The organism is Paenibacillus sp. sgz302115, from assembly GCF_056120445.1.
Genome location: NZ_JBVYOK010000001.1, coordinates 800,392 through 820,434, shown reverse-complemented (window position 1 = coordinate 820,434; position 20,043 = coordinate 800,392). Strand labels below are relative to the sequence as shown.

Below are 20,043 nucleotides of genomic sequence, written 5' to 3'. Positions count from 1 at the left end.
ATGTTTCTAAATTACATATGTACTTAGTCCTTGCTTTGAATAATTAGCAGCAGACCGCTCTCAATGGTGACGGTTCCGGAAGCTGCAGTCAGGACATTGCTTACGCCAAGAGATTGTCCCAGCTTCAAGGTGGCGCGAGTCAGCGGATATTGGAAGCCTTCAAGCGTGATGCCAGTTACCTCGGGTGTCAACGGCAGAAGAGAGACATAGGTATATCCCAGATCTTGAACAACCGCCTGTGAACCAGTCAAGGTTATGTAATTATTTGAATCGACAACGGAACAGAGCACCTGGCGCTGCGCCGCTCTTGTCATCATCTGAATGCTAGCCAGTGTGTGGTCAAAACGCGTTCCGGTTACGCCAAACAGCAGTATAGATTCAGGCTGCGTGTCGAGAGCAAGATCAAAAGCCATTTCACTATCAGTCAAATCCTTGTCTACCGGATCAACGGCGATCGTTTTTTTGCTGCCTGCTTCGATTTGCTGGAAGTCCTCCTGGCTGACCGAATCGAAATCGCCTACAGCAAGATCAGGTGTAATTCCGTGAGAAACTAGAAATAAAGCTCCCTTATCAGCACCGATGATATAATCCTCTTCATCTAATAGAGACAAATATTCTGCGGACAGCTCGCCTCCGGCAAATATAACAACCCGTTTGGATGGCATGGTCCCCCTCCTTATATAGCTTAATTGTCACTCATCCTGACCAAGTATAATGCAGATCGAAAGGTTGTACAAATGCTGCGGTCCGCGATAAAATGAAGGTAGAAAAAATTGTATTGGAGGGTGAGAGGAATTATAAAGGTACTGTTTGTATGTCTGGGTAATATTTGCCGCTCACCGATGGCCGAGGCTGTTCTCCGCCATAAAATCATGGAGCGGAAGCTGTCAGCGCAAATTTCAGTTGACTCTGCGGGTACCGGTGACTGGCATATCGGCAAAGGGCCGCATGAAGGGACCCGGACTATTCTGGACCAGCACGGCATCAGCTATGAGAACATGAAGGCCCGGCTTGTGAAGAGCGGTGATTTTGAAGAATTTGATTATATTATCTGCATGGATAAGTCCAATGGCGACAATGTCCGCAAGATCCCTGGCGGAGAGAAGGCGAAGCTGCTGTTCTTCATGGATTTATTGCCGGAGGAGGAGCTGCGGGAAGTGCCGGACCCTTATTTTACAGGAAATTTCGAACAGGTCTATGAACTTGTTAATGCTGGCTGTGATGTACTGCTGGGGCAGATCATCAAGGACAAGCTATAGCTGATGACTGCGATGAAGCTCCGCTGACTTTGGTTGCCGTCCTTATTAATAAGGACGGGCACCGTGGTGCCCATCCTGAAATGAAAGCGTAAACACGCTGAAGAGATACATATGTTCTTGAGATGTTCATCATTTTTTTCGTTCAAAGCGGGGTTATTTGTTTAAAAAATAGAGTAGTGATTCCGGCAGCTCCTTTTGCCAGAATCCCCAGAGATGGCGTCCGTCTTTTTCACGATAGGATACGGTCGCCCCGCGTGACTCCAGCAGTGCCTTGGTTTCCCGGTTCATCTGTACAAAATCGTATACGCCGGTATCCGTTTTATAGTTGGTTTCCTGAAGCCCAACCACCATGTTGATATCCAGCCAGGAGAGATCCTCCTCCAGTGCCAGAATCTCGCGGGTCTGCGGGTAATACGCGCCGGAAAGGCTCAGAACACGGCTGAACAGGCCCGGATACGCCAGTGCGAGATGCAGCGATACACTGCCGCCCAGCGAATCGCCTGCGATGATGCGTTCATCCGGCGTCCGGCGGACCGGATAATTATGTTCAATGTAGGGAATAATCTCTTCGGCAAAGCAAGACAGGTACTCTTTGAACCTGCTGCCAAAAGGGGCATACTCCTGCGTACGAACGGCAACATTGACTTCGACCCCGACGATGATGAACGGTTCGATATCCTGTTCCAGAATCAGTTGACCGGCAAGGGTGGCGATGCGGCCGAAGTTGAAGAATTCCTCTCCATCCTGGCAGTAGACTACCGGGTAGCTGAGAACCTCGTTATAACCGGGAGGCAGATAGATTCGCAGCTTGCGCTCCTCCTGAAGATGCTCGCTCCACACGGTTTGCTTCAAAATTGTACGTTTCAGAAAAACAGGCTCACTCATGGCTGAATTCTCACCTTTCTTGTCGAAATTTTGCATTAGTCGTAGTGTTGCGTTAAAATTATCCACGCGGTAAATGTGTCAAATATCATTTACTTGCCAATTAAAAATTTCTCTGTTACAGAATTTTTGATGACCTGTTATACATACAAAGTTTATGGAAACATAAATTTTATGCGTATTTCTTTGACGAAACAGATAAAACAGGTGTATAATAATTCTATAACAGAGGCCACTGATATTCAAATTTTTTTATTGAGGTGAAAATGATGACTAAAGTTCCTTACGAAGTGTATACAGAGGATGTGGAGGCCCTTTCGGTACTTTCCCCTGACGGAGAAGTTATCAATAAGGATAAGATGCCTGCACTTACCGACGATCAACTGAAAGAAATCATGTACCGTATGGTATTTACCCGGACCTGGGATGACCGGGCCGTCAATCTGGGCCGTCAAGGCCGCCTTGGTTTCTACGCACCGGTATCCGGTCAGGAAGCTACAATGGTAGGCAGTGAATTCGCCCTCCAGAAAGAAGATTTCGTATGCCCGGGCTACCGTGATATTCCTCAGCTTGTATGGCATGGACTTCCATTATACCAGGCTTTCCTATATTCGCGTGGACATCAACATGGCGGACAGATTCCTGAGGGTGTAAATGTATTGATGCCTCAGATCATCATCGGCGCTCAAATCCTGCATGCTACAGGTATTGCAATGGGCTTCAAGCTGAAGAAGCAGCCAAATGTCGCAATTACCTATACAGGTGACGGCGGTTCTTCTGAAGGTGACTTCTACGAAGGCCTGAACTATGCCGGACGCTTCAAACTGCCGGTAATCTTCTTCGTACAGAATAACGGCTATGCCATTACAACTCCGTTCGCGAAACAAACGGCATCCAAATCCATCGCCCATAAAGCGGTTGCTGCGGGTATTCCCGGCATCAAGGTTGACGGCATGGACGTCTTCGCGGTAATTTCCGCCGTGCAGGAAGCTGCCGAGCGTGCCCGCAAAGGCGAAGGAGCTACGCTGATTGAAGCTGTTACTTACCGTTTCCGTCCGCATTCCCTTTCCGACGACGCCAGCAAATACCGTTCCAAAGAAGAAGAAGGACAATGGAACGAGAAGGACCCGATTGCCCGTCTTGCCAAGTATTTGGAGAAGAAGGGGCTGTGGACCGAAGAAGATACAGTGCGCGTAAAAGAAGAAGCGAAAGCGACTGTAAACGAGCAGGTTAAAAAAGCGGAGCAAACCGAAAAAATGACCGTTCCCGGCTTGATCGACAGCATGTTCGAGGTAACACCGAAACATCTGGAAGAGCAAAAAGCCGATTTTGAATAAGGGGGATATCAGGCAATGGCACAAATGAATATGAAAGAAGCAATCCGTGACGCAATGCGCGTTGAACTGAATCGTGACCCTAACGTTCTGATCTTCGGAGAAGACGTAGGTAATGTAGGCGGCGTCTTCCGTGTAACTGAAGGGCTGCAAAAGGAATTTGGCGAAGAGCGTGTATTTGATACACCACTCGCTGAATCCGCAATCGGTGGTCTGGCTTTTGGTCTCGGGGTACAAGGCTTCCGTCCAATCGCTGAAATCCAGTTCGTCGGCTTCATCTTTGAAGCACTGGATCAAATCGTAGTTCAGGCAGCACGCCTCCGCTGGCGTTCCGGGGGCAGATACAATGCTCCTGTAGTTTTCCGCACACCATTTGGCGGCGGCGTAAAAGCGGCCGAGCTTCATACAGATTCCCTGGAAGGCCTGATTGCCCAAAGCCCGGGGATCAAGGTTGTAATTCCTTCCAACCCATACGATGCCAAGGGACTTCTGATCGCGTCTATCCGTGATAATGACCCTGTGTTCTTCATGGAGCACTTGAACCTCTATCATGCATTCCGTGATGAAGTGCCGGAAGGCGAATACACCGTTGAGCTGGGTAAAGCAAATGTTGTCCGCGAAGGTTCGGATGTAACAATTATTGCTTACGGTCTGATGGTACATACTGCTACCAAAGCGGCCGATCAGCTTGAGAAGGAAGGCATTAAGGCTGAAATTATTGATCTGCGTACGGTTAGCCCGATTGACATTGATACAATTGTAGCTTCTGTGAAGAAGACCAACCGTGCAATTGTAGTCCAAGAAGCGCAGAAGAGCTCCGGCGTTGCTGCTGAGGTTATTGCACAAATCAATGAAAAAGCTATTCTCCATCTTGAAGCGCCTGTACTTCGTGTAGCAGGTCCGGACACCATCTATCCATTCGCGCAAATCGAGGATACTTGGATTCCTACACCGGCACGTGTCATTGCAGCCGTGAAGAAAGTTCTGGAATTCTAATTATGCAGTATCTTGCCGTCCTTAAATAAGGGCGGCGCCCGTTTCTGCAAATGAAAGTGATGCTTTCGAAGTAAGTTTGCGAGAGTTGCAAGAAGTTATGCTCCATACAACTAAGCGTCTGCTTCGAAGCAAGTTTTGTACGAAGATAATTCATTGTAGTATCGCTAACAAAACTTTTAGGAGGTTATTAAGGTGGCAAAATTTGAGTACCGGTTCCCTGAGCTGGGCGAAGGTTTGCATGAAGGCGAAATTATCAAAATGCACATCAAAGCCGGCGATAAAGTAACCGATGACGATATCGTAATGGAAGTCCAGAATGACAAGGCGGTAGTAGAGGTTCCTTGTCCAGTCAACGGCACAGTGCTTGAGGTCTTCACCAAAGACGGTCAAGTGTGCCGCGTAGGCGAAGTTGTGGCAATCATTGATGCAGAAGGCGATGTGCCTGAACAAGAAGGCGGCCATGCTGAAGCACAGGCAACTCAAGAAGTGGATGCAGCAAAGGGCGGAGCGGATACAACTTCTTCTCCTGCAGCAAGCGGCTCTGCTAACTTTGAATACAAGTTCCCTGAACTGGGCGAAGGTCTCCATGAAGGTGAAATTATCAAAATGCATATCAAAGTCGGCGACAAAATTACCGATGATGATATCATCATGGAAGTTCAGAATGATAAGGCTGTCGTGGAAGTTCCTTCTCCAGTCAACGGCACAGTGCTTGAAGTATTCGCCAAAGACGGACAGGTATGCCGCGTGGGTGAAGTTGTGGCAATCATTGCTGCTGAAGGCGATGTTCCTCAGCAGGAAGGCGGCCATGCTGAAGCTCCGGCTACTGGGGCGGCAGCACCGGCAGCAAGCGCAGCTCCAGCAGCGGTTCCGGCTCCTAACCGCGAAGTATTGGCTACGCCAAGCGTCCGCAAGTCCGCCCGTGAACAAGGCGTTGATCTCGCATTGGTCAACGGCAGCGGCAAGAACGGCAAAATCACCCATGAAGATGTTGCAGCCTTCCTGAAGGGCGGCTCTGCAGCGCCTGCGGCAGCTCCAGCAGCAGCGGCACCTGCGGCAGCAGCTCCGGCAGCGGAAGCTCCAAAAGCCAAGGCCCCAGCAGCAGCGGCTGCAGCTTCCGGTAATGTGAGTCTGGAAGAAGAACGCGTACCGTTCAAGGGTATCCGCAAAGCCATTGCCAACGCTATGGTTAAATCGGCATACACTGCGCCTCACGTTACCATCATGGACGAAGTGGATGTTACCGAATTGGTGGCCTTCCGTGCCCGTATGAAACCAGTTGCCGAGAAGAAAGGCGTGAAGGTAACGTACCTTCCGTTCATCGTCAAAGCACTTGTTGCAGCTTCCCGTCAATTCCCTGCGCTTAATGCTACAATTGATGAAGAAGCTAATGAAATTGTGTACAAGAAATACTACAACATCGGTATTGCTACAGATACAGACAATGGTCTGATCGTTCCTGTCATTAAGGATGCTGACCGTAAGAGCATCTGGATGATTGCAAGTGCAATTACTGATTTGGCGCTGCGCGGCCGTGACGGCAAGTTGGCACCTAACGAAATGAAAGGCAGCACCATCTCGATCACCAACATCGGTTCCGCCGGCGGTATGTTCTTCACTCCGATCATCAACTTCCCTGAAGTGGCGATCCTGGGTACTGGACGCATCACCGAGAAACCTGTTGTTAAGAATGGTGAAATCGTAGCTGCTCCGGTAATGGCTCTCTCCTTGAGCTTTGACCACCGCATTATTGACGGCGCAACAGCACAGAACTTTATGAACTATATCAAGACCCTGCTTGCAAATCCTGATATGTTAGTTATGGAGGTGTAATAAATGGTAGTCGGAGACGCTTCAATTGAAATCGACACATTGGTAATTGGTGCAGGTCCCGGCGGGTATGTGGCGGCAATTCGTGCCGCCCAGCTCGGCCAGAAAGTCCTGATCGTGGATAAATCGGAACTCGGCGGCGTATGCTTGAACCGCGGCTGTATTCCTTCTAAAGCTCTGATCTCTGCAGCACATCAGTATGAAGCTGCACAACACGGCGAAGTTTTCGGTGTTACCGCTGAAAATGTCAAGGTGGACTGGGCTAAAACCCAGGAGTTCAAAAACGGCGTTGTTAAAAGAATGACAACCGGCGTAACCAGCCTGATGAAAGGCAACAAAATTGAAGTGTTCAGCGGTGAGGCTATGTTCATCAACGCTAATGAAGCCCGCTTGTTCAACGAACACGAATCTCCACGCTATAAGTTCAATAACTGCATCATCGCAACAGGCTCGCGCCCGATTGAACTGAAGCCTTTCCCATTCGGCGGACGCATTCTGTCTTCGACCGAAGCGCTTGATCTGCCGGAAATTCCGAAGAGCCTGATCGTTATCGGCGGCGGCTACATCGGTGCAGAGCTTGGTCAAATGTATTCCAAGTTCGGAACTAAGGTAACGATCATCGAAGGAATGGATACAGTTCTGCCAGGCTTCGATAAGGATATGACCCGTCTGGTTGCCAAGAACATGGCGAAGACCGGCATCGAGATCGTAACCAATGCCAAAGCTGAAAGTGCAGTTCAGAACGACAAGGAAGTTACCGTGAAATATTCTGTGGGCGGCGAGTCCAAGGAAATTACTGCGGATTACCTGCTTGTTACCGTTGGCCGTCGTCCGAACACGGACGGTGAGCTGGGTCTGGATCTGATCGGTATTGAGCTGGATGAACGCGGACTGATCAAGGTTGACCACCAGGGCCGCACCAACATCCCTAACATTTATGCTATCGGCGATATCGTGCCTGGCCTGGCTCTGGCGCACAAAGCTTCGTATGAAGGTAAAATCGCGGCTGAAGCCATCTCCGGACACAAGTCCGTAGTTGACTACAAAGTGATTCCGGCAGTTGTATTCACTGATCCTGAATGCTCCAGCGTTGGTCTTACCGAGAAAGAAGCTAAAGACAAGGGCTATAAAGTAAAAGCCGGCAAATTCCCGTTCGCAGGCAATGGCCGTGCGGTATCCTTGAACGCTCCAGACGGCTTCATCAAGATTGTGGCTAACAGCGAGAACAATCTCGTTCTAGGTGCACAAATCGTCGGTCTGGAAGCTTCCAACCTGATTGCTGAGCTGGGTCTGGCGATTGAAATGGGTGCTACACTCGAAGACATCGCATTGACCATCCATGCACACCCAACCCTTGGCGAAATTGTCATGGAAGCGGCTGAGCTTGTGGAAGGCCACCCGATTCACGTTATGAAATAATAGATTAACGGCTTGCGCAGCAGGCTATTCATAAGGATGCCTTCAGAAGCCTTAAGGTGGCTGATGGGGCATCCTTTTTTTTTACATGCCGCCAAAGTTGATACCCCAATGTGTTAATATTTAGAAAAGGGGGCGAACCTATGAATACCATGTCATACGCCAAAGCTGTACAATATGCTAAATACCGCTTGCCATATTCGGCTGAGGCTGTCAGTTTCGTGATTGAGCGGGCGGGTGTGAGCGAGGGTGCAGTTGCGGATATTGGAGCAGGAACAGGACTGCTGACGCAGCATTTTACCGGTCAGGTAGCGCGTGTATATGCAGTAGAGCCTGAAGATGAAATGCGGAGGCTAATGAAGGAAATTATTGGCGGGCAGCAATTCAGCATAGAATACATAGCGGGAACGGCTGAGAACACTCATTTACCTGATCAGTCGGTGGACCTGATTGTGGCGGCAACAGCTATCACCGGTTTCAACCGGAAGCGGCTCTTAAGGAGTTCGGGAGAATCCTGAAACCAGGGGGCTGGCTGGCGGTCTTTTCTTATTATGATGAGTTCAACTTCCTTAAGGACAATATGAATGTGGGCAGGAATATACAACAATATACAGCAAGGTTAAGTGAGACCAGACATACGAAGCCGCTGCAATATTTTTACGGGAGCTCGGAGCCGGTGAGACACTTATTCCCGCAGGAGCTTCAAGAGAGCTGGGAGGAGTATTGGGGTGCGGCAGCCTCCGGCATGGAAGCCCCCGGCGAGCAAGAGGAATGGTTCAAGGACTTCCGTCAGGCGCATCAGGAGCGTTTTGCGGGACTTCAGACAGAAGGGCAGATTACGGTGAAATACAGCACGGAAGTGTGGCTGGGGCAGCCGGAGTATCTCCTAAACTCTCAAGAATAGGAAAATTCGCGCTGCGGGAAGGATCGGAGGATGCTGGAAATTGCATTTTCTGCGCTTTAACAAGTTACAAGGGCGGTCAGCTCATGGTAAACTGATATAAGAAAAAAAGAGGAGAGGGGTGTGGCGCTGCTTGCGTAATTATTTGGATTTACTACAGGATATATTAGACCATGGCACAGCCAAGAGCGACCGGACTGGAACAGGTACAATATCCGTTTTTGGACGTCAGCTCAGGTTCGATCTGGCGGAAGGGTTTCCGCTGGTGACCACCAAGCGTATTCATTTGAAATCGGTCGTACACGAACTCCTCTGGTTTTTGAAGGGTGAGACTAACATTTCCTATTTGAAGGAGAATGGAGTCTCTATCTGGGATGAATGGGCCGACGAGAATGGAGAGCTTGGACCGGTATACGGTTCACAATGGCGGGCCTGGGAAAGTGCGGATGGACGCCATATCGACCAGATTGCCGCGGTGATTGATTCGATCAAGAATAACCCGGACTCGCGCCGTCATATCGTTAGTGCGTGGAATGTGGGGGAAATTGAGCAGATGAAGCTGCCGCCTTGCCATTTTGTATTTCAGTTCTACGTAGCGGACGGCAAGCTCTCCTGCATGCTGACGATGCGTTCTGTAGATACCTTCCTTGGACTGCCGTTCAATATAGCGAGCTATGCGCTGCTGACGCATATGGTTGCCCAGCAGACCGGGCTTGAGGTCGGGGAATTCATCTGGTCCGGCGGCGATGTGCACATTTATGCAAACCATCTGGAGCAGGTGGCTACGCAGCTGGAGAGACAGCCATATGCGCTTCCGAAGCTAGTGATCCGCAGACAGCCGGAGAGTATTTTTGACTATACCTTCGAAGATTTCGAGTTCGCCGATTATGTTCATCATCCGTCCATCAAAGCTCCAGTGGCTATCTAAATTCTTGCTGACGGTAAGCTATTAATATGTGGAATGAGGGATTCAGGATGAGCATTAGCATGATTTGGGCCATGGCCGCAAATAATGTGATCGGCAAGAATAACGATATGCCCTGGCATTTGCCGCGGGATTTTGCCTACTTCAAGGCAGAGACACTCGGGAAGAGAATGCTAATGGGACGCAAAACCTGGGAGTCGCTTGGCGGCAAGCCTTTAAAAGGGAGAACGAGCATTGTCCTGACACGCGATCACAGCTTTGCTCCTGAGGGAGCTACAGTCGTGCATTCTCTGGAGGAAGCAGTGGCTGAGGGACGCAAAGAGGATGAGCTGATGATCATTGGCGGTGCGGAAATTTACAAGCTGATGCTTCCCTTTGCCGATAAGCTGCTGGTCACCCGGATTGAAGAGGAGATTGCAGGGGAGACGAGGTTCCCTGAGGTCGACTGGAGCGAGTGGAGAGAAATCACCAGCACCCAGGGCATCCGGGATGAAAAGAATCCGTATGATTACCGATATTACGTCTATGAACGTTCGGTTTAAGGAAAAAGCGTTTTCTCTGACACAACATGTGAAATAGTACAAATAATCAGCAAATTAGTCCATTACAGTGCAAAAGTGTTGGATGCTACTATAATTATTAAAATTACAAATGCTCAAGGTTTAAGTATTATAGAATGTGCAGGTACTGCATTGCGCTGAAAATCATATGGATGCCGCAATATGCTACAATGTACTATACATCAACACGAAGAGATCGGATGGGGGAATCGTAAATATGTCTACACCTACTGGATTTATGGAGTATAAGCGCCAGCTCCCAGGTGATCGTGATCCTGAGCAGCGCGTTAAGGACTGGGAAGAGTTCCATCATCATTTAACCGAGGACGAGCTTCGGACACAGGGTGCGCGCTGTATGGACTGCGGTACTCCTTACTGCCATACCGGCATTGATATGAGCGGCGGCACTTCGGGTTGTCCGGTGCACAATCTCATACCTGAATGGAACAATCTGGTGTATCGGGGACTATGGAAGGAAGCGCTGGAACGGCTGCATAAGACGAATAATTTTCCAGAGTTCACCGGGAGCATCTGTCCTGCACCTTGCGAAGGCTCCTGTACTGTCGGACTGATCGGGCAGCCGGTTACCATCAAGACGATTGAGCTGGCGATTATTGATAAGGGCTTTGAGGAAGGCTGGGTTGTGCCGAATCCTCCAGAGAAGCGCACAGGTAAAAAGGTTGCCATCGTCGGCTCAGGACCGTCTGGTCTCGCCGCAGCGGCACAGCTTAACAAAGCTGGACATACCGTAACAGTCTTCGAGCGCAGCGACCGTATCGGCGGCCTGCTGACCTATGGCATTCCGACCATGAAGCTCGACAAGCGTGTGGTTCAGCGCCGTGTGGATCTGCTCGCTGCCGAGGGTGTAAACTTTGTAGTCAACACAGAGATTGGCAAGGATATTCCCACCCAGCAGCTAGTTGACGAATATGATGCGGTTGTTCTGTGCGGCGGTGCAACGAAGGCTCGCCGATTCAATGTAGAAGGCAGCGAGCTGAATGGCGTTATGTATGCAATGGATTATTTAAACGGAACGATCAAGAGCTACCTGAATTCCAATCTGGAAGATGGAAACTATGTTTCTGCGGCAGGCAAGGATGTTATCGTGCTTGGCGGCGGCGATACCGGCTCTGACTGTGTAGCTACCGCACTGCGTCATGGCTGCAGCAGCATCACCCAGTTCGGCACACATGAGAAGGCGCCGCTTACGCGTGATCCAATCGCGAACCCTTGGCCGCAATTCCCGAATGTCTACACTCTGGATTATGCGCAGCAGGAAGCCAAAGCGGTATTCGGTGATGATCCGCGTGAATTCTCCATCATGACTACCAAATTCGTAGGTGATGAGGAAGGCAACCTGAAGGAGCTGCACACGGTGCAAATCCGCCGTATTGTGGATGAAACCGGACGCAAGATTTATGAGCCTATTCCGGGAACAGAGGCCGTATATCCCGCTCAGCTCGCGCTGATCGCCATTGGCTTCGATGGACCGGAGCAGGAGATCATTGAGGAGCTTAAGCTGGAGACGGACCGCCGCAGCAATGTGAAGGCCCGTTATGGCAAGTTCAACACAAATGTAGATAAAGTATTCGCGGCCGGCGATATGCGCCGTGGTCAGAGCCTTGTGGTCTGGGCGATCAACGAAGGACGCGAAGCTGCACGTGAAGTAGATAAATATTTGATGGGCTCGACAGTTCTGGCATAAGCCGGGCAGTCACAGCAAAAAAGCCGTCTCACCCGCGTATTGCAGGTGAGACGGCTTTTTAATGTTGGTTCAGAGGAACAGGGAGGGAGAGGCGTGAGCCTACTCCTCCAGCTTGAAGCGTTCGATTTTGTGCTGCAGGTCTGAGGCCATTTTGGACAGCTCGGTAGCGGAAGCTGAGATTTCCTCCATGGAGGCAAGCTGCTGCTCAGTAGCCGCTGTGACGTTCTGGAAAGCGTCAGAAGTTGAACGTGAAATATTGGAAATCTCTTGTACGGAGGCGGCGACTTCTTCCGCACCGGCCGACATTTCTTGAGTGATGGCAGAGATGTCATGAATCTGGCCGTTGATTTTGGCGGTGGATTGTTCAATGTTCGAGAAGGCCTCTTTGGCTTCCAGCGTCACTTGCATACCCAGCTCCACATCGGCAGATACCTTATCATGGATAGCTTCAAAAGTACGGTCAATTAATTCTGTCATCTGCACAATCGTGTCTTGAATGTTACCGGCGGTTGTCTTGGATTGATCGGCCAGCTTGCGCACCTCTGTGGCAACAACTGCGAACCCGCGGCCATGCTCTCCGGCACGGGCAGCTTCAATACCTGCGTTCAGCGAGAGCAGATTGGTCTGTACCGCGATATTGGAAATGGCGCTGCTCATGGCCGATACTTGACTGTTCAACCCGTTAAGCTGGCTAATCAGCTCGGAGGAATGAAGGGTAGATTGCCGGATAGCCTCCATCTGGCGGCTCATCTCTTCAATTTTATGGCTTCCCGCCTGTACATCGGTTTCTGTATCAGTTGAGGAATCGACGATAGAAGCGGCGGCTTCGGCAATTCTTTGAATCCCTGAGGACATTTCCTCCATCGACCGTGAGGTTTCGGCCATTGCTGCAGTTTGAGCCTCGGCTCCTGCCGAAGAATCCTGCACAAGTTCAGCTACATAGCTCGTAGCTCTGGAATTTTCCTCGGTAGTGGCGGTCAGCTGCTGGCTTGACGAGGCAAGCATACCGGAGGTATCCGAAATATCTACGACGATATTGCGAAGCGACTCTACCATCAGGTTATAGTTCTGGGCAAGCTGGCCGATTTCATCTTTACGGTCAATCTTGATCTGCTCGTTCAGATAACCTTCGCTGACACGGCGGGCGGAACGGTTCAGGCTGACTATTGGCTTTGTGATCGCCCGGATGATAAAGTACATCAGGATCAAGGCGACAACCAGCGCTATTCCCAGAATCATGAGGCCATTATAGAGAATCGGCAATGAAGCCTCAGAGAACTCTTTTGTAGAAAGTACGCCGATAATTTTAAAACCAGTGATCTTATCCGTCATGTAATATCCCCGCATCTGCAGGCCTGTATCTGGACTGGTGTAGGATACTGTGCCGCTGTCGTCCTTAAGCAGATTGGCTACATCGGCTGCTACATCTTCTCCGGCTTTTCTAACCGGATGGGAGACGAATTTATTATTGCCATCGACTATGAAAATATAGCCGTCTTTGCCAAGCTTGATCTTGTTAACCATTTCGCCCATATGCTTAAGGCTGAGGCTGCTGCTGACGGCCCCTTTGCCATCCTTGAGTGTTTCGGAGATATACAGGTTATAATTGCCTGTTGTAGCGGATGTGAACGGGTTAATAACCGTAATCTTGCCCGTATTTTTCACAGCAGCCTTATACCAGTCTCTGGTACGCGGGTCATAATCCTGGCTGCCGCCATTTGGAGACTTCATCCAGGCGCCATTATTGTTGCCGAGAATAAGGATCTCAAGCTCCGGGTGCTCCTTCATGAATAAATCCATCAGTGCGCGGGATTCCGGTTTTTGGGCATCAATGTCACTGGAGGTGAACTGCTGGCTGAGCTGCTGCACGTTTCGCATGGCGGCTTCAACGGTTTCATTGATGGTGCCATGCAGCAATTCCACACTTGATCGGGTTGACTCCTGCATTTTGAGCTCCAGTTGCTTACTGGAATTGGAATACGAGAAGTAGCTGACAAGGAGGATCGGGATAACCAGCATGATTGTGAACAACAGCATCATTCTTTTCTGCAATGACTTGGACGAGGCTTTTTGGATTAGTCGTTTGATAGTGTTCATGGTAGCTCCCCCTTGGACTGGTAGAAATGATCTATGAATAACTCTATTGATATATTCGGTTTAGCGGCAGGATAATTTCATACCTATGTCGACTTATGTAAAATAATTAGTTATGCATTACCAATGCAGCGTCATCTTTTCAGGGACTTGACATGATTTGGAATATCGTATAGATTAAAAACAATCTCGATATTGAACAGCGTTGACCAAGGATCTATGCTTCTATGATCGTTAGAACAGAGAGGGGATTCACCGGCTGAAAGGTCCCTCATAGAGCGAGTGAAGCATACCCTGCCTTGGTAGCTGCAGCATGAACAATGCTGCCGGACTCGACCGTTATCCGTCTTGAGGACCGCCAAGCTTTAAGCAGGCGGTTGAACTAGGGTGGTATCACGACACATTCGTCCCTGACGGATGTGTCTTTTTGTGTTTGTCTTTAGAGACTGAAGAAGCACTTCATACAGACAAGAGAGGATGAATATTTATGCGCCAAAGCAAACTGTTAGGGAATACTCTCCGGGAAGCTCCTGCAGAGGCTGAAACGATTAATCACCAGTTGCTGCTGCGTGCCGGATATATCCGGCAGCTCGCGGCTGGAATCTATACTTATCTGCCGCTCGGCCGCCGTGTCCTGCGCAAAATAGAAAATATCGTACGTGAGGAAATGGATGCCGCCGGAGCACAGGAAATGCTGATGCCTTCCATGCAGCCTGCGGAGCTGTGGAAAGAGTCTGAGAGATATGATGTCTACGGCAAGGAGCTGATGAAGCTTGAGGACCGCCACGCACGTGAATTTGTGCTCGGACCCACGCATGAGGAGGTGGTGACGGCACTGGTGCGGGGAGAGATCAGCTCGTACCGGAAGCTGCCAGTCACCGTATACCAAATTCAGACCAAGTTCCGCGACGAACGCCGTCCGCGTTCCGGGCTGCTGCGGGGCAGGGAGTTTCTGATGAAGGATGCTTATTCGTTCGACACCGGCTGGGAAGGGCTGGACGAGAACTATGTGCGGATGTATAAGGCGTATCAGAGAATTTTCGAGCGCTGCGGGCTGGCTTACAGGGCAGTTCAAGCGGATGCCGGAGCGATAGGCGGTGAAGGTGAGACGCATGAATTCATGGCTCTGTCGGGCATTGGCGAGGATACAATCGCCGTTTGTTCTGCCTGTGACTATGCCGCCAATCTGGAACAGGCCGAGGTTCGTGCCAGAGAGGGCGTAGCCCGGATGGATTTTGGCAATCAGCCTGCCGCCGAGAAGTTCCACACACATGGCATCCGCACCATTGATCAATTGGAGCAGGAATTGCAAATTCCTCCAGAGCAAGTGATCAAGACTTTGATCTACGAAGGCGGCGGCAGAACCTTTGCCGTATTGGTCCGGGGGGATCACGAAGTCAACGAGATCAAGGTGCGGAATTACATCGGAGCAAGCGAGATTGCTCTGGCCGATTTTCATTCTGTGCAGGCTGCAGCAGGTGTGGAGAGCGGTTTTGTCGGACCGGTTGGACTCTCCCTGACCCTCTTGGTTGACGCAGCGGTCGCAGCAATGACAGAGGGGATTGCCGGAGCCGGGGAGCGGGACTATCACCTGGGGAATGTGGTGCCAGGCCGGGATTTCAGTCTGGAGCACGTGGGCGATTTCCGCACAGCCTCCGAAGGCGAGACCTGTCCGCATTGCGGCGAGGGCGATCTTCATTTTGAGCAGGGGATCGAGATCGGCCATGTCTTTAAGCTGGGGACGAAATACAGCGAGAAGCTCGGAGCGGCATTTCTGGACTCAGCGGGCACAAGCAAACCAATGATTATGGGCTGCTATGGAATTGGAATTTCGCGGATGCTTGCGGCGGTAGCTGAACAGCATCACGATGAGCAGGGAATCATCTGGCCAATGGCACTGGCTCCATATAGGGTTCATATCCTGCTCATGTCTGTCAAAAATGAAGCCCAGGCGGCGGTAGCTGAAGCCCTGTATGAACAGCTCACCCGGCTCGGCATTGAGACCCTGCTGGATGACAGGGATGAACGGGCAGGTGTGAAGTTCAAGGATTCTCTGCTGATCGGCATACCGGTAACCCTTGTTGTTGGCAAGGATGCGGCAGAGCAAAAAGTGGAGTACCTGGACCGAAAATTGAATACTAAAGAGGTCATTGATATCACTGAAGCCGTATCACGGATTACTGCGGGGCGGAGTTAATGAAGTAATTGACTACGTTTCATTTTCAGACCCTTATAGAATCAGTCTCTATAAGGGTTATTGTTCTAAACTGAGGATTATTTCTTACGTTGCTTATGTACAATTATGATAACCTCACTAGCTATGACTATGATCATAATTGCTATCCATGTAGCACTAGACAAATTAACACCTCCATTAGCAAATTATAACATTCCAGCAGATTAGGGCATGTGCCATAGCTCACGGATTCTGATCCATGGGAAACAGGGAGAGTCATTGTCATCGTTGAAAAGAATGGAGCGAAGGTTGGTGATGCCGTGATTATCAACGGAGCTGCCTATGCTTCTGTACGTGCGGTCGCCGAAGCAAAAGAAACCCTTACTACAGCCTCTTCCGTTGGCAGCAACAGCCGGTATTAATCATGGTTGAGAACTGAGAAAAGGAAAATCCCAGAGACTCTATTGAGCCCTGGGATTTCTAATAAACGTCAACGATTAGAACGGAAAATCATCAATAATAAGGTGATAAGTGCCGGATTTAGATTTGGCTTTAGCATACACATGATATCCACCACTTGGGATACCCCTCACAGTTTTCATTTCTCCAGGCGCTACTTCTGTTGTGCTATAAATTTTCCCCTTAGAGTCTTCGATGTAAAAATAAACATTTCCATAATTGCCAGAGACGTTTTGAAAATTTACATTAGCGGTTAGCCAGTTGTTTGGCTCCCAAGCTACTTCTAAATATGATGAGGTTGATAGTGGGTACTCGCCATTAAACCCCATCATAGGTGTGACAACGGATGAATCAGATGATACCTTGTTAACATCTTCGGCAAAAACCGAACCACTTATTCCAAACAACATTGAAGCAACCATAAGAGAACTTAAAAGTTTTTTCACAAAACTACCCCCTCTATATGTGAAATATGTAACTTACTTCCTTATTATAGATTCCATAATATAGAATGTCAATGATAGAAAAGGAATTAAAATACAAATATATTCCATTTGGTAGATTGAAAGGCGAGGGGTTGTAAGTCAAGGTCTTGTGATTGGACTTAAAGCTGGTTCTGCTGGAGTAATGGCTGATTTACCTAATGGAGATACAATTACTTACTTTATCACTGTGAAATAATTTGTAACAGAATAAAAATGGAGAGAAATCTCCTGTTAAGCCTGAACGACTGAACTCCTTAAGGGGCTTAGCCGTTCAGGCTTTTTGGGTTGAGCTGAATAAATGAAAATAATCCTGTAATTGGAAAAGGAACCCGCGAAGTATTATGAGCGTAAGTTTTTCTGGAAAACATTCGACCTCATATTTAATCGCCACTTTCCCAGAGGCACTCGCTTTACAATCCTCTTTCTTCACCGTTTTCTATTTGCGAATCAACTTAAATCACAAAAAAATCACTATTTCTCTTTTCAAATAGTTGTATCCATAAGAAGAGCAATTTGCTGTTCCATTTATACTGATTTATAGCAGGTAATGCGTTAAACATAATGGTATAATAGACTACTGGACGTATTTTGGAAGAACGAGGCTAAGGAGCGATACTTTTTGAAGACACTCATTATTGCGGAGAAACCGGACATGGGGCGGAATATCGCCGCCGCAATAGAACCGAAGGCCAAAAATTACCGGTCCTATCTGGAAGGCGAGCAGTACATCATTACCTGGGCCATCGGGCATCTCATCGGCCTGGCGGAACCGGAAGCGTATGATTCGAAGTACAAGAAATGGAATATTAACGATTTGCCGATTATTCCCGAGCAGTTCAAGCTCGTGCCGAATGCCCGCACGCTTGATCAGCTCAAGGTGATTGGAGATCTGGCGAAGCGCAGCGATCTGCTGGTCAATTCCTGTGATGCCGGGCGCGAAGGGCAGCATATCTTTTCGCTGATTCAGCGGCATTTGCAGCTCAGCCAGCCGGTGAAGCGGCTGTGGATATCCGATTTGACTCCGGAGACGATCCGCAAAGGCTTCCAGGAGCTGAAGGATGGAGCGGAATACGAGAATCTGACCAAAGCCGCCAGAGCCCGCAGTGAGGCCGATTGGCTGATCGGGATGAACGGCTCGCGCGCTTTTACCACTAAGCATAATGTGCTGCTGTCAGTGGGCCGGGTGCAGACCCCGGTGCTTGCGCTGATCTATGACCGGCAGAAGACGATTGAGGCGTTCTCCTCCCTGAAGTTTTTTGAAGTGGAGGGGCATTTTGCCCAGAATGATATGAGCTACAAAGGCTTGTGGCAGGGAGAGCGGATGACTGACGGAGCCAAGGCTGAGGCACTCGCAGCCAAGGTCAAGGGCAAGCCGGCACGGGTTGCCTCCTATGAGGTTAAGGAAACGAAAGAGTATCCGGGCAAGCTGTATGATCTTACACTGCTGCAGCGGGAAGCGAATGGAAAGCATGCTTTTTCCGCCAAAAAAACACTCGACATCGCCCAGGCACTCTACGAGAAGCATAAGGTGATTTCGTATCCGCGTACGAACTCGAACTATGTAACCGAGCAGAATGTACCGGAAATGCATAAGACACTTTCTGCACTGCAGGGAACATCGTATGACGAATGGGTCAAGGGTGCGAACCGGAGCCTGGTCCATAAGGGCAACAAATTCATTTGCAACCCGGCGAAGGTGGAGGATCACCATGCTATTCTGCCAACGAACCGCAAGGCAACAGGACTGAGTGCCGATGAGGCCAAGCTGTACGATCTGATTGTCCGCCGGTTCCTCTCGCAATTCTATCCGGCTGCTGAGTATAAGGTCCATACCGTGATTACCGAGGTCGAAGGGGAAAACTTCAAAACTACGGTCAAGGAGCTGCTGAGCCTGGGCTGGAAGGTGATCTATGGTGATCAGAAGAAAGACAAGACCAAGTCCTCCAAAGGCAAGGGCAAAGAGGATGAAGAGGAAGAGGAGATTGAGGTTAGCGAGCCTTTCTCGATAGATCCGAATGCCGGGGTGCTCTGCAGCGATGCCATCGTCAAGGAGAAGGATACCCAACCGCCAAAGCACTACACCGAAGGGACCCTGCTGAAGGCGATGGAAAGCGCGGGGAAGCAGATTGAGGATGAGGAGCTGCGCGATGCAATGAAAGACTCTGGGCTGGGTACACCGGCGACCCGGGCGGCAACGATTGAGCGGCTTAAGAATGTCGGCTATGTAGAAATGCAGGGTAAAAAGATCGCTATCACCCAAAAGGGCCGGACAGCGATTGAGCTGATCCGCGGCGCGGGTATTGAGCTGCTGACCTCGCCGGAAATGACCGGACAATGGGAGCGGCGGCTGAACGAGATTGCCAGAGGGACGGCAGCGGATGGACAATTCATGGAGAACGTAAAAAGGTTCGCCTCTATGATTGTAGACAAGGTCCGGGTGCAGTCCCGGGCGGATAAAACCTCCTTCGAAGGGGAGACTCCTTCGCTGAACAGCGGCGGCAAAAGCCGCAGCGCCACAGGCGCGCGTAAACCGGCCGCACCGAAAAAGCGCGGCGGCGAATCCGGCACCGGGACTGCCGCACAATCTTCCAGGACCCGGCAGGGGTCTGCGGATGGAGCAGCGGAAGGCGGGCCGAAGGTGATCGGACAATGCCCGCGTCCGGGCTGCGGCGGCATGATCTTTATGGGCCGGAAAGGCTACGGCTGCTCTCATTACAAGGAAGGCTGCAAGTTCGTGATCTGGAAGGAAACTCACGGCCGGAATCTGACCGATGCCCAGGTGAAGGCGCTGATTGAGAAGGGCCGGACCGGCAAGCTGAAGCTTACCGGCGAGGATGGCTCCCCGCTGGAGGGCAAGCTAGTGCTTAGCAATATGGATACAGGACAGTTGACCATCGAGTGAATACGACCAAAAGCGAATGTTCATTACACGCAAGACTGCTGTAGCTCCAGGAAGATCCCAGCAGACCCCGGCAACAAAAGAGGATGCGTCCCGGCCTTCATGATTCCCGGCCGGGGCGC

The 20,043-nt window shown here is 50.0% G+C and carries 16 protein-coding genes; 12 read left to right on the top strand and 4 right to left on the bottom strand.

The features are described from left to right. Positions 1-23: 23 nt before the first annotated feature. Positions 24-665 (bottom strand): thiamine diphosphokinase, encoded by a 642-nt coding sequence (locus tag AC0LWN_RS03730; protein WP_474663266.1) that lies wholly within the window; start codon positions 663-665, stop codon positions 24-26. Positions 666-794: 129 nt separating this feature from the next. On the opposite strand from AC0LWN_RS03730, the gene AC0LWN_RS03725 reads away from it, so the two are divergent. Next, positions 795-1,259 carry a low molecular weight protein-tyrosine-phosphatase gene (locus AC0LWN_RS03725; RefSeq protein ID WP_474663577.1) on the top strand — a complete coding sequence of 155 codons (465 nt, stop codon included), beginning with the start codon at positions 795-797 and terminating at the stop codon, positions 1,257-1,259. A gap of 153 nt (positions 1,260-1,412) precedes the next feature. Here AC0LWN_RS03725 and AC0LWN_RS03720 read toward each other — a convergent pair whose 3' ends face one another. Further along, complete coding sequence (locus tag AC0LWN_RS03720; RefSeq protein WP_474663265.1) at positions 1,413-2,144, bottom strand: alpha/beta hydrolase; 732 nt, start codon at positions 2,142-2,144, stop codon at positions 1,413-1,415. Positions 2,145-2,410: 266 nt separating this feature from the next. Between AC0LWN_RS03720 and pdhA the strand changes: the two genes are divergently transcribed. The 9 genes from pdhA (at position 2,411) to AC0LWN_RS03675 (ending at position 11,808) form a co-directional block, all read left to right on the top strand. Then, positions 2,411-3,478: a pyruvate dehydrogenase (acetyl-transferring) E1 component subunit alpha gene (pdhA, locus tag AC0LWN_RS03715; RefSeq protein WP_474663576.1), complete on the top strand. Its 1,068-nt coding sequence runs from the start codon at positions 2,411-2,413 to the stop codon at positions 3,476-3,478. Positions 3,479-3,493: 15 nt separating this feature from the next. Then, positions 3,494-4,471 carry an alpha-ketoacid dehydrogenase subunit beta gene (locus AC0LWN_RS03710; protein ID WP_458962418.1) on the top strand — a complete coding sequence of 326 codons (978 nt, stop codon included), beginning with the start codon at positions 3,494-3,496 and terminating at the stop codon, positions 4,469-4,471. Between the two features lie 192 nt (positions 4,472-4,663). Beyond that, positions 4,664-6,304: a 2-oxo acid dehydrogenase subunit E2 gene (locus tag AC0LWN_RS03705; RefSeq protein ID WP_474663264.1), complete on the top strand. Its 1,641-nt coding sequence runs from the start codon at positions 4,664-4,666 to the stop codon at positions 6,302-6,304. Between the two features lie 3 nt (positions 6,305-6,307). Next, positions 6,308-7,720, top strand: coding sequence for a dihydrolipoyl dehydrogenase (lpdA, locus tag AC0LWN_RS03700; protein ID WP_474663263.1), 1,413 nt, complete (start codon positions 6,308-6,310; stop codon positions 7,718-7,720). A 140-nt stretch (positions 7,721-7,860) separates the two neighbouring features. Next, positions 7,861-8,235: a class I SAM-dependent methyltransferase gene (locus tag AC0LWN_RS03695; RefSeq protein ID WP_474663262.1), complete on the top strand. Its 375-nt coding sequence runs from the start codon at positions 7,861-7,863 to the stop codon at positions 8,233-8,235. 158 nt (positions 8,236-8,393) lie between these two features. Further along, positions 8,394-8,621 carry a hypothetical protein gene (locus AC0LWN_RS03690; protein WP_474663261.1) on the top strand — a complete coding sequence of 76 codons (228 nt, stop codon included), beginning with the start codon at positions 8,394-8,396 and terminating at the stop codon, positions 8,619-8,621. A 130-nt stretch (positions 8,622-8,751) separates the two neighbouring features. After that, positions 8,752-9,546 (top strand): thymidylate synthase, encoded by a 795-nt coding sequence (thyA, locus tag AC0LWN_RS03685; RefSeq protein WP_474663260.1) that lies wholly within the window; start codon positions 8,752-8,754, stop codon positions 9,544-9,546. 47 nt (positions 9,547-9,593) lie between these two features. After that, positions 9,594-10,085: a dihydrofolate reductase gene (locus AC0LWN_RS03680; RefSeq protein ID WP_474663259.1), complete on the top strand. Its 492-nt coding sequence runs from the start codon at positions 9,594-9,596 to the stop codon at positions 10,083-10,085. A gap of 235 nt (positions 10,086-10,320) precedes the next feature. Then, on the top strand, positions 10,321-11,808 hold the full coding sequence (locus AC0LWN_RS03675; protein WP_474663258.1) for a glutamate synthase subunit beta: 1,488 nt from the start codon (positions 10,321-10,323) through the stop codon (positions 11,806-11,808). Between the two features lie 99 nt (positions 11,809-11,907). Here the strand turns inward: AC0LWN_RS03675 and AC0LWN_RS03670 are convergent, their stop codons facing one another. Beyond that, a complete protein-coding gene (locus AC0LWN_RS03670; RefSeq protein ID WP_474663257.1) occupies positions 11,908-13,905 on the bottom strand; it encodes a methyl-accepting chemotaxis protein in 1,998 nt (665 codons plus the stop codon). 484 nt (positions 13,906-14,389) lie between these two features. Here AC0LWN_RS03670 and AC0LWN_RS03665 point away from each other — a divergent pair, with 484 nt between their 5' ends. After that, positions 14,390-16,099, top strand: a complete 1,710-nt coding sequence (locus AC0LWN_RS03665) for a proline--tRNA ligase (RefSeq protein ID WP_474663256.1) — start codon at positions 14,390-14,392, stop codon at positions 16,097-16,099. A gap of 476 nt (positions 16,100-16,575) precedes the next feature. Here AC0LWN_RS03665 and AC0LWN_RS03660 read toward each other — a convergent pair whose 3' ends face one another. Further along, the gene (locus AC0LWN_RS03660; protein WP_474663255.1) at positions 16,576-16,983 is read right to left on the bottom strand and encodes a hypothetical protein; all 408 of its coding nucleotides are present in this window, start codon (positions 16,981-16,983) and stop codon (positions 16,576-16,578) included. A 658-nt stretch (positions 16,984-17,641) separates the two neighbouring features. Between AC0LWN_RS03660 and AC0LWN_RS03655 the strand changes: the two genes are divergently transcribed. After that, the gene (locus AC0LWN_RS03655) at positions 17,642-19,924 is read left to right on the top strand and encodes a type IA DNA topoisomerase (RefSeq protein WP_474663254.1); all 2,283 of its coding nucleotides are present in this window, start codon (positions 17,642-17,644) and stop codon (positions 19,922-19,924) included. Positions 19,925-20,043 lie beyond the last annotated feature (119 nt).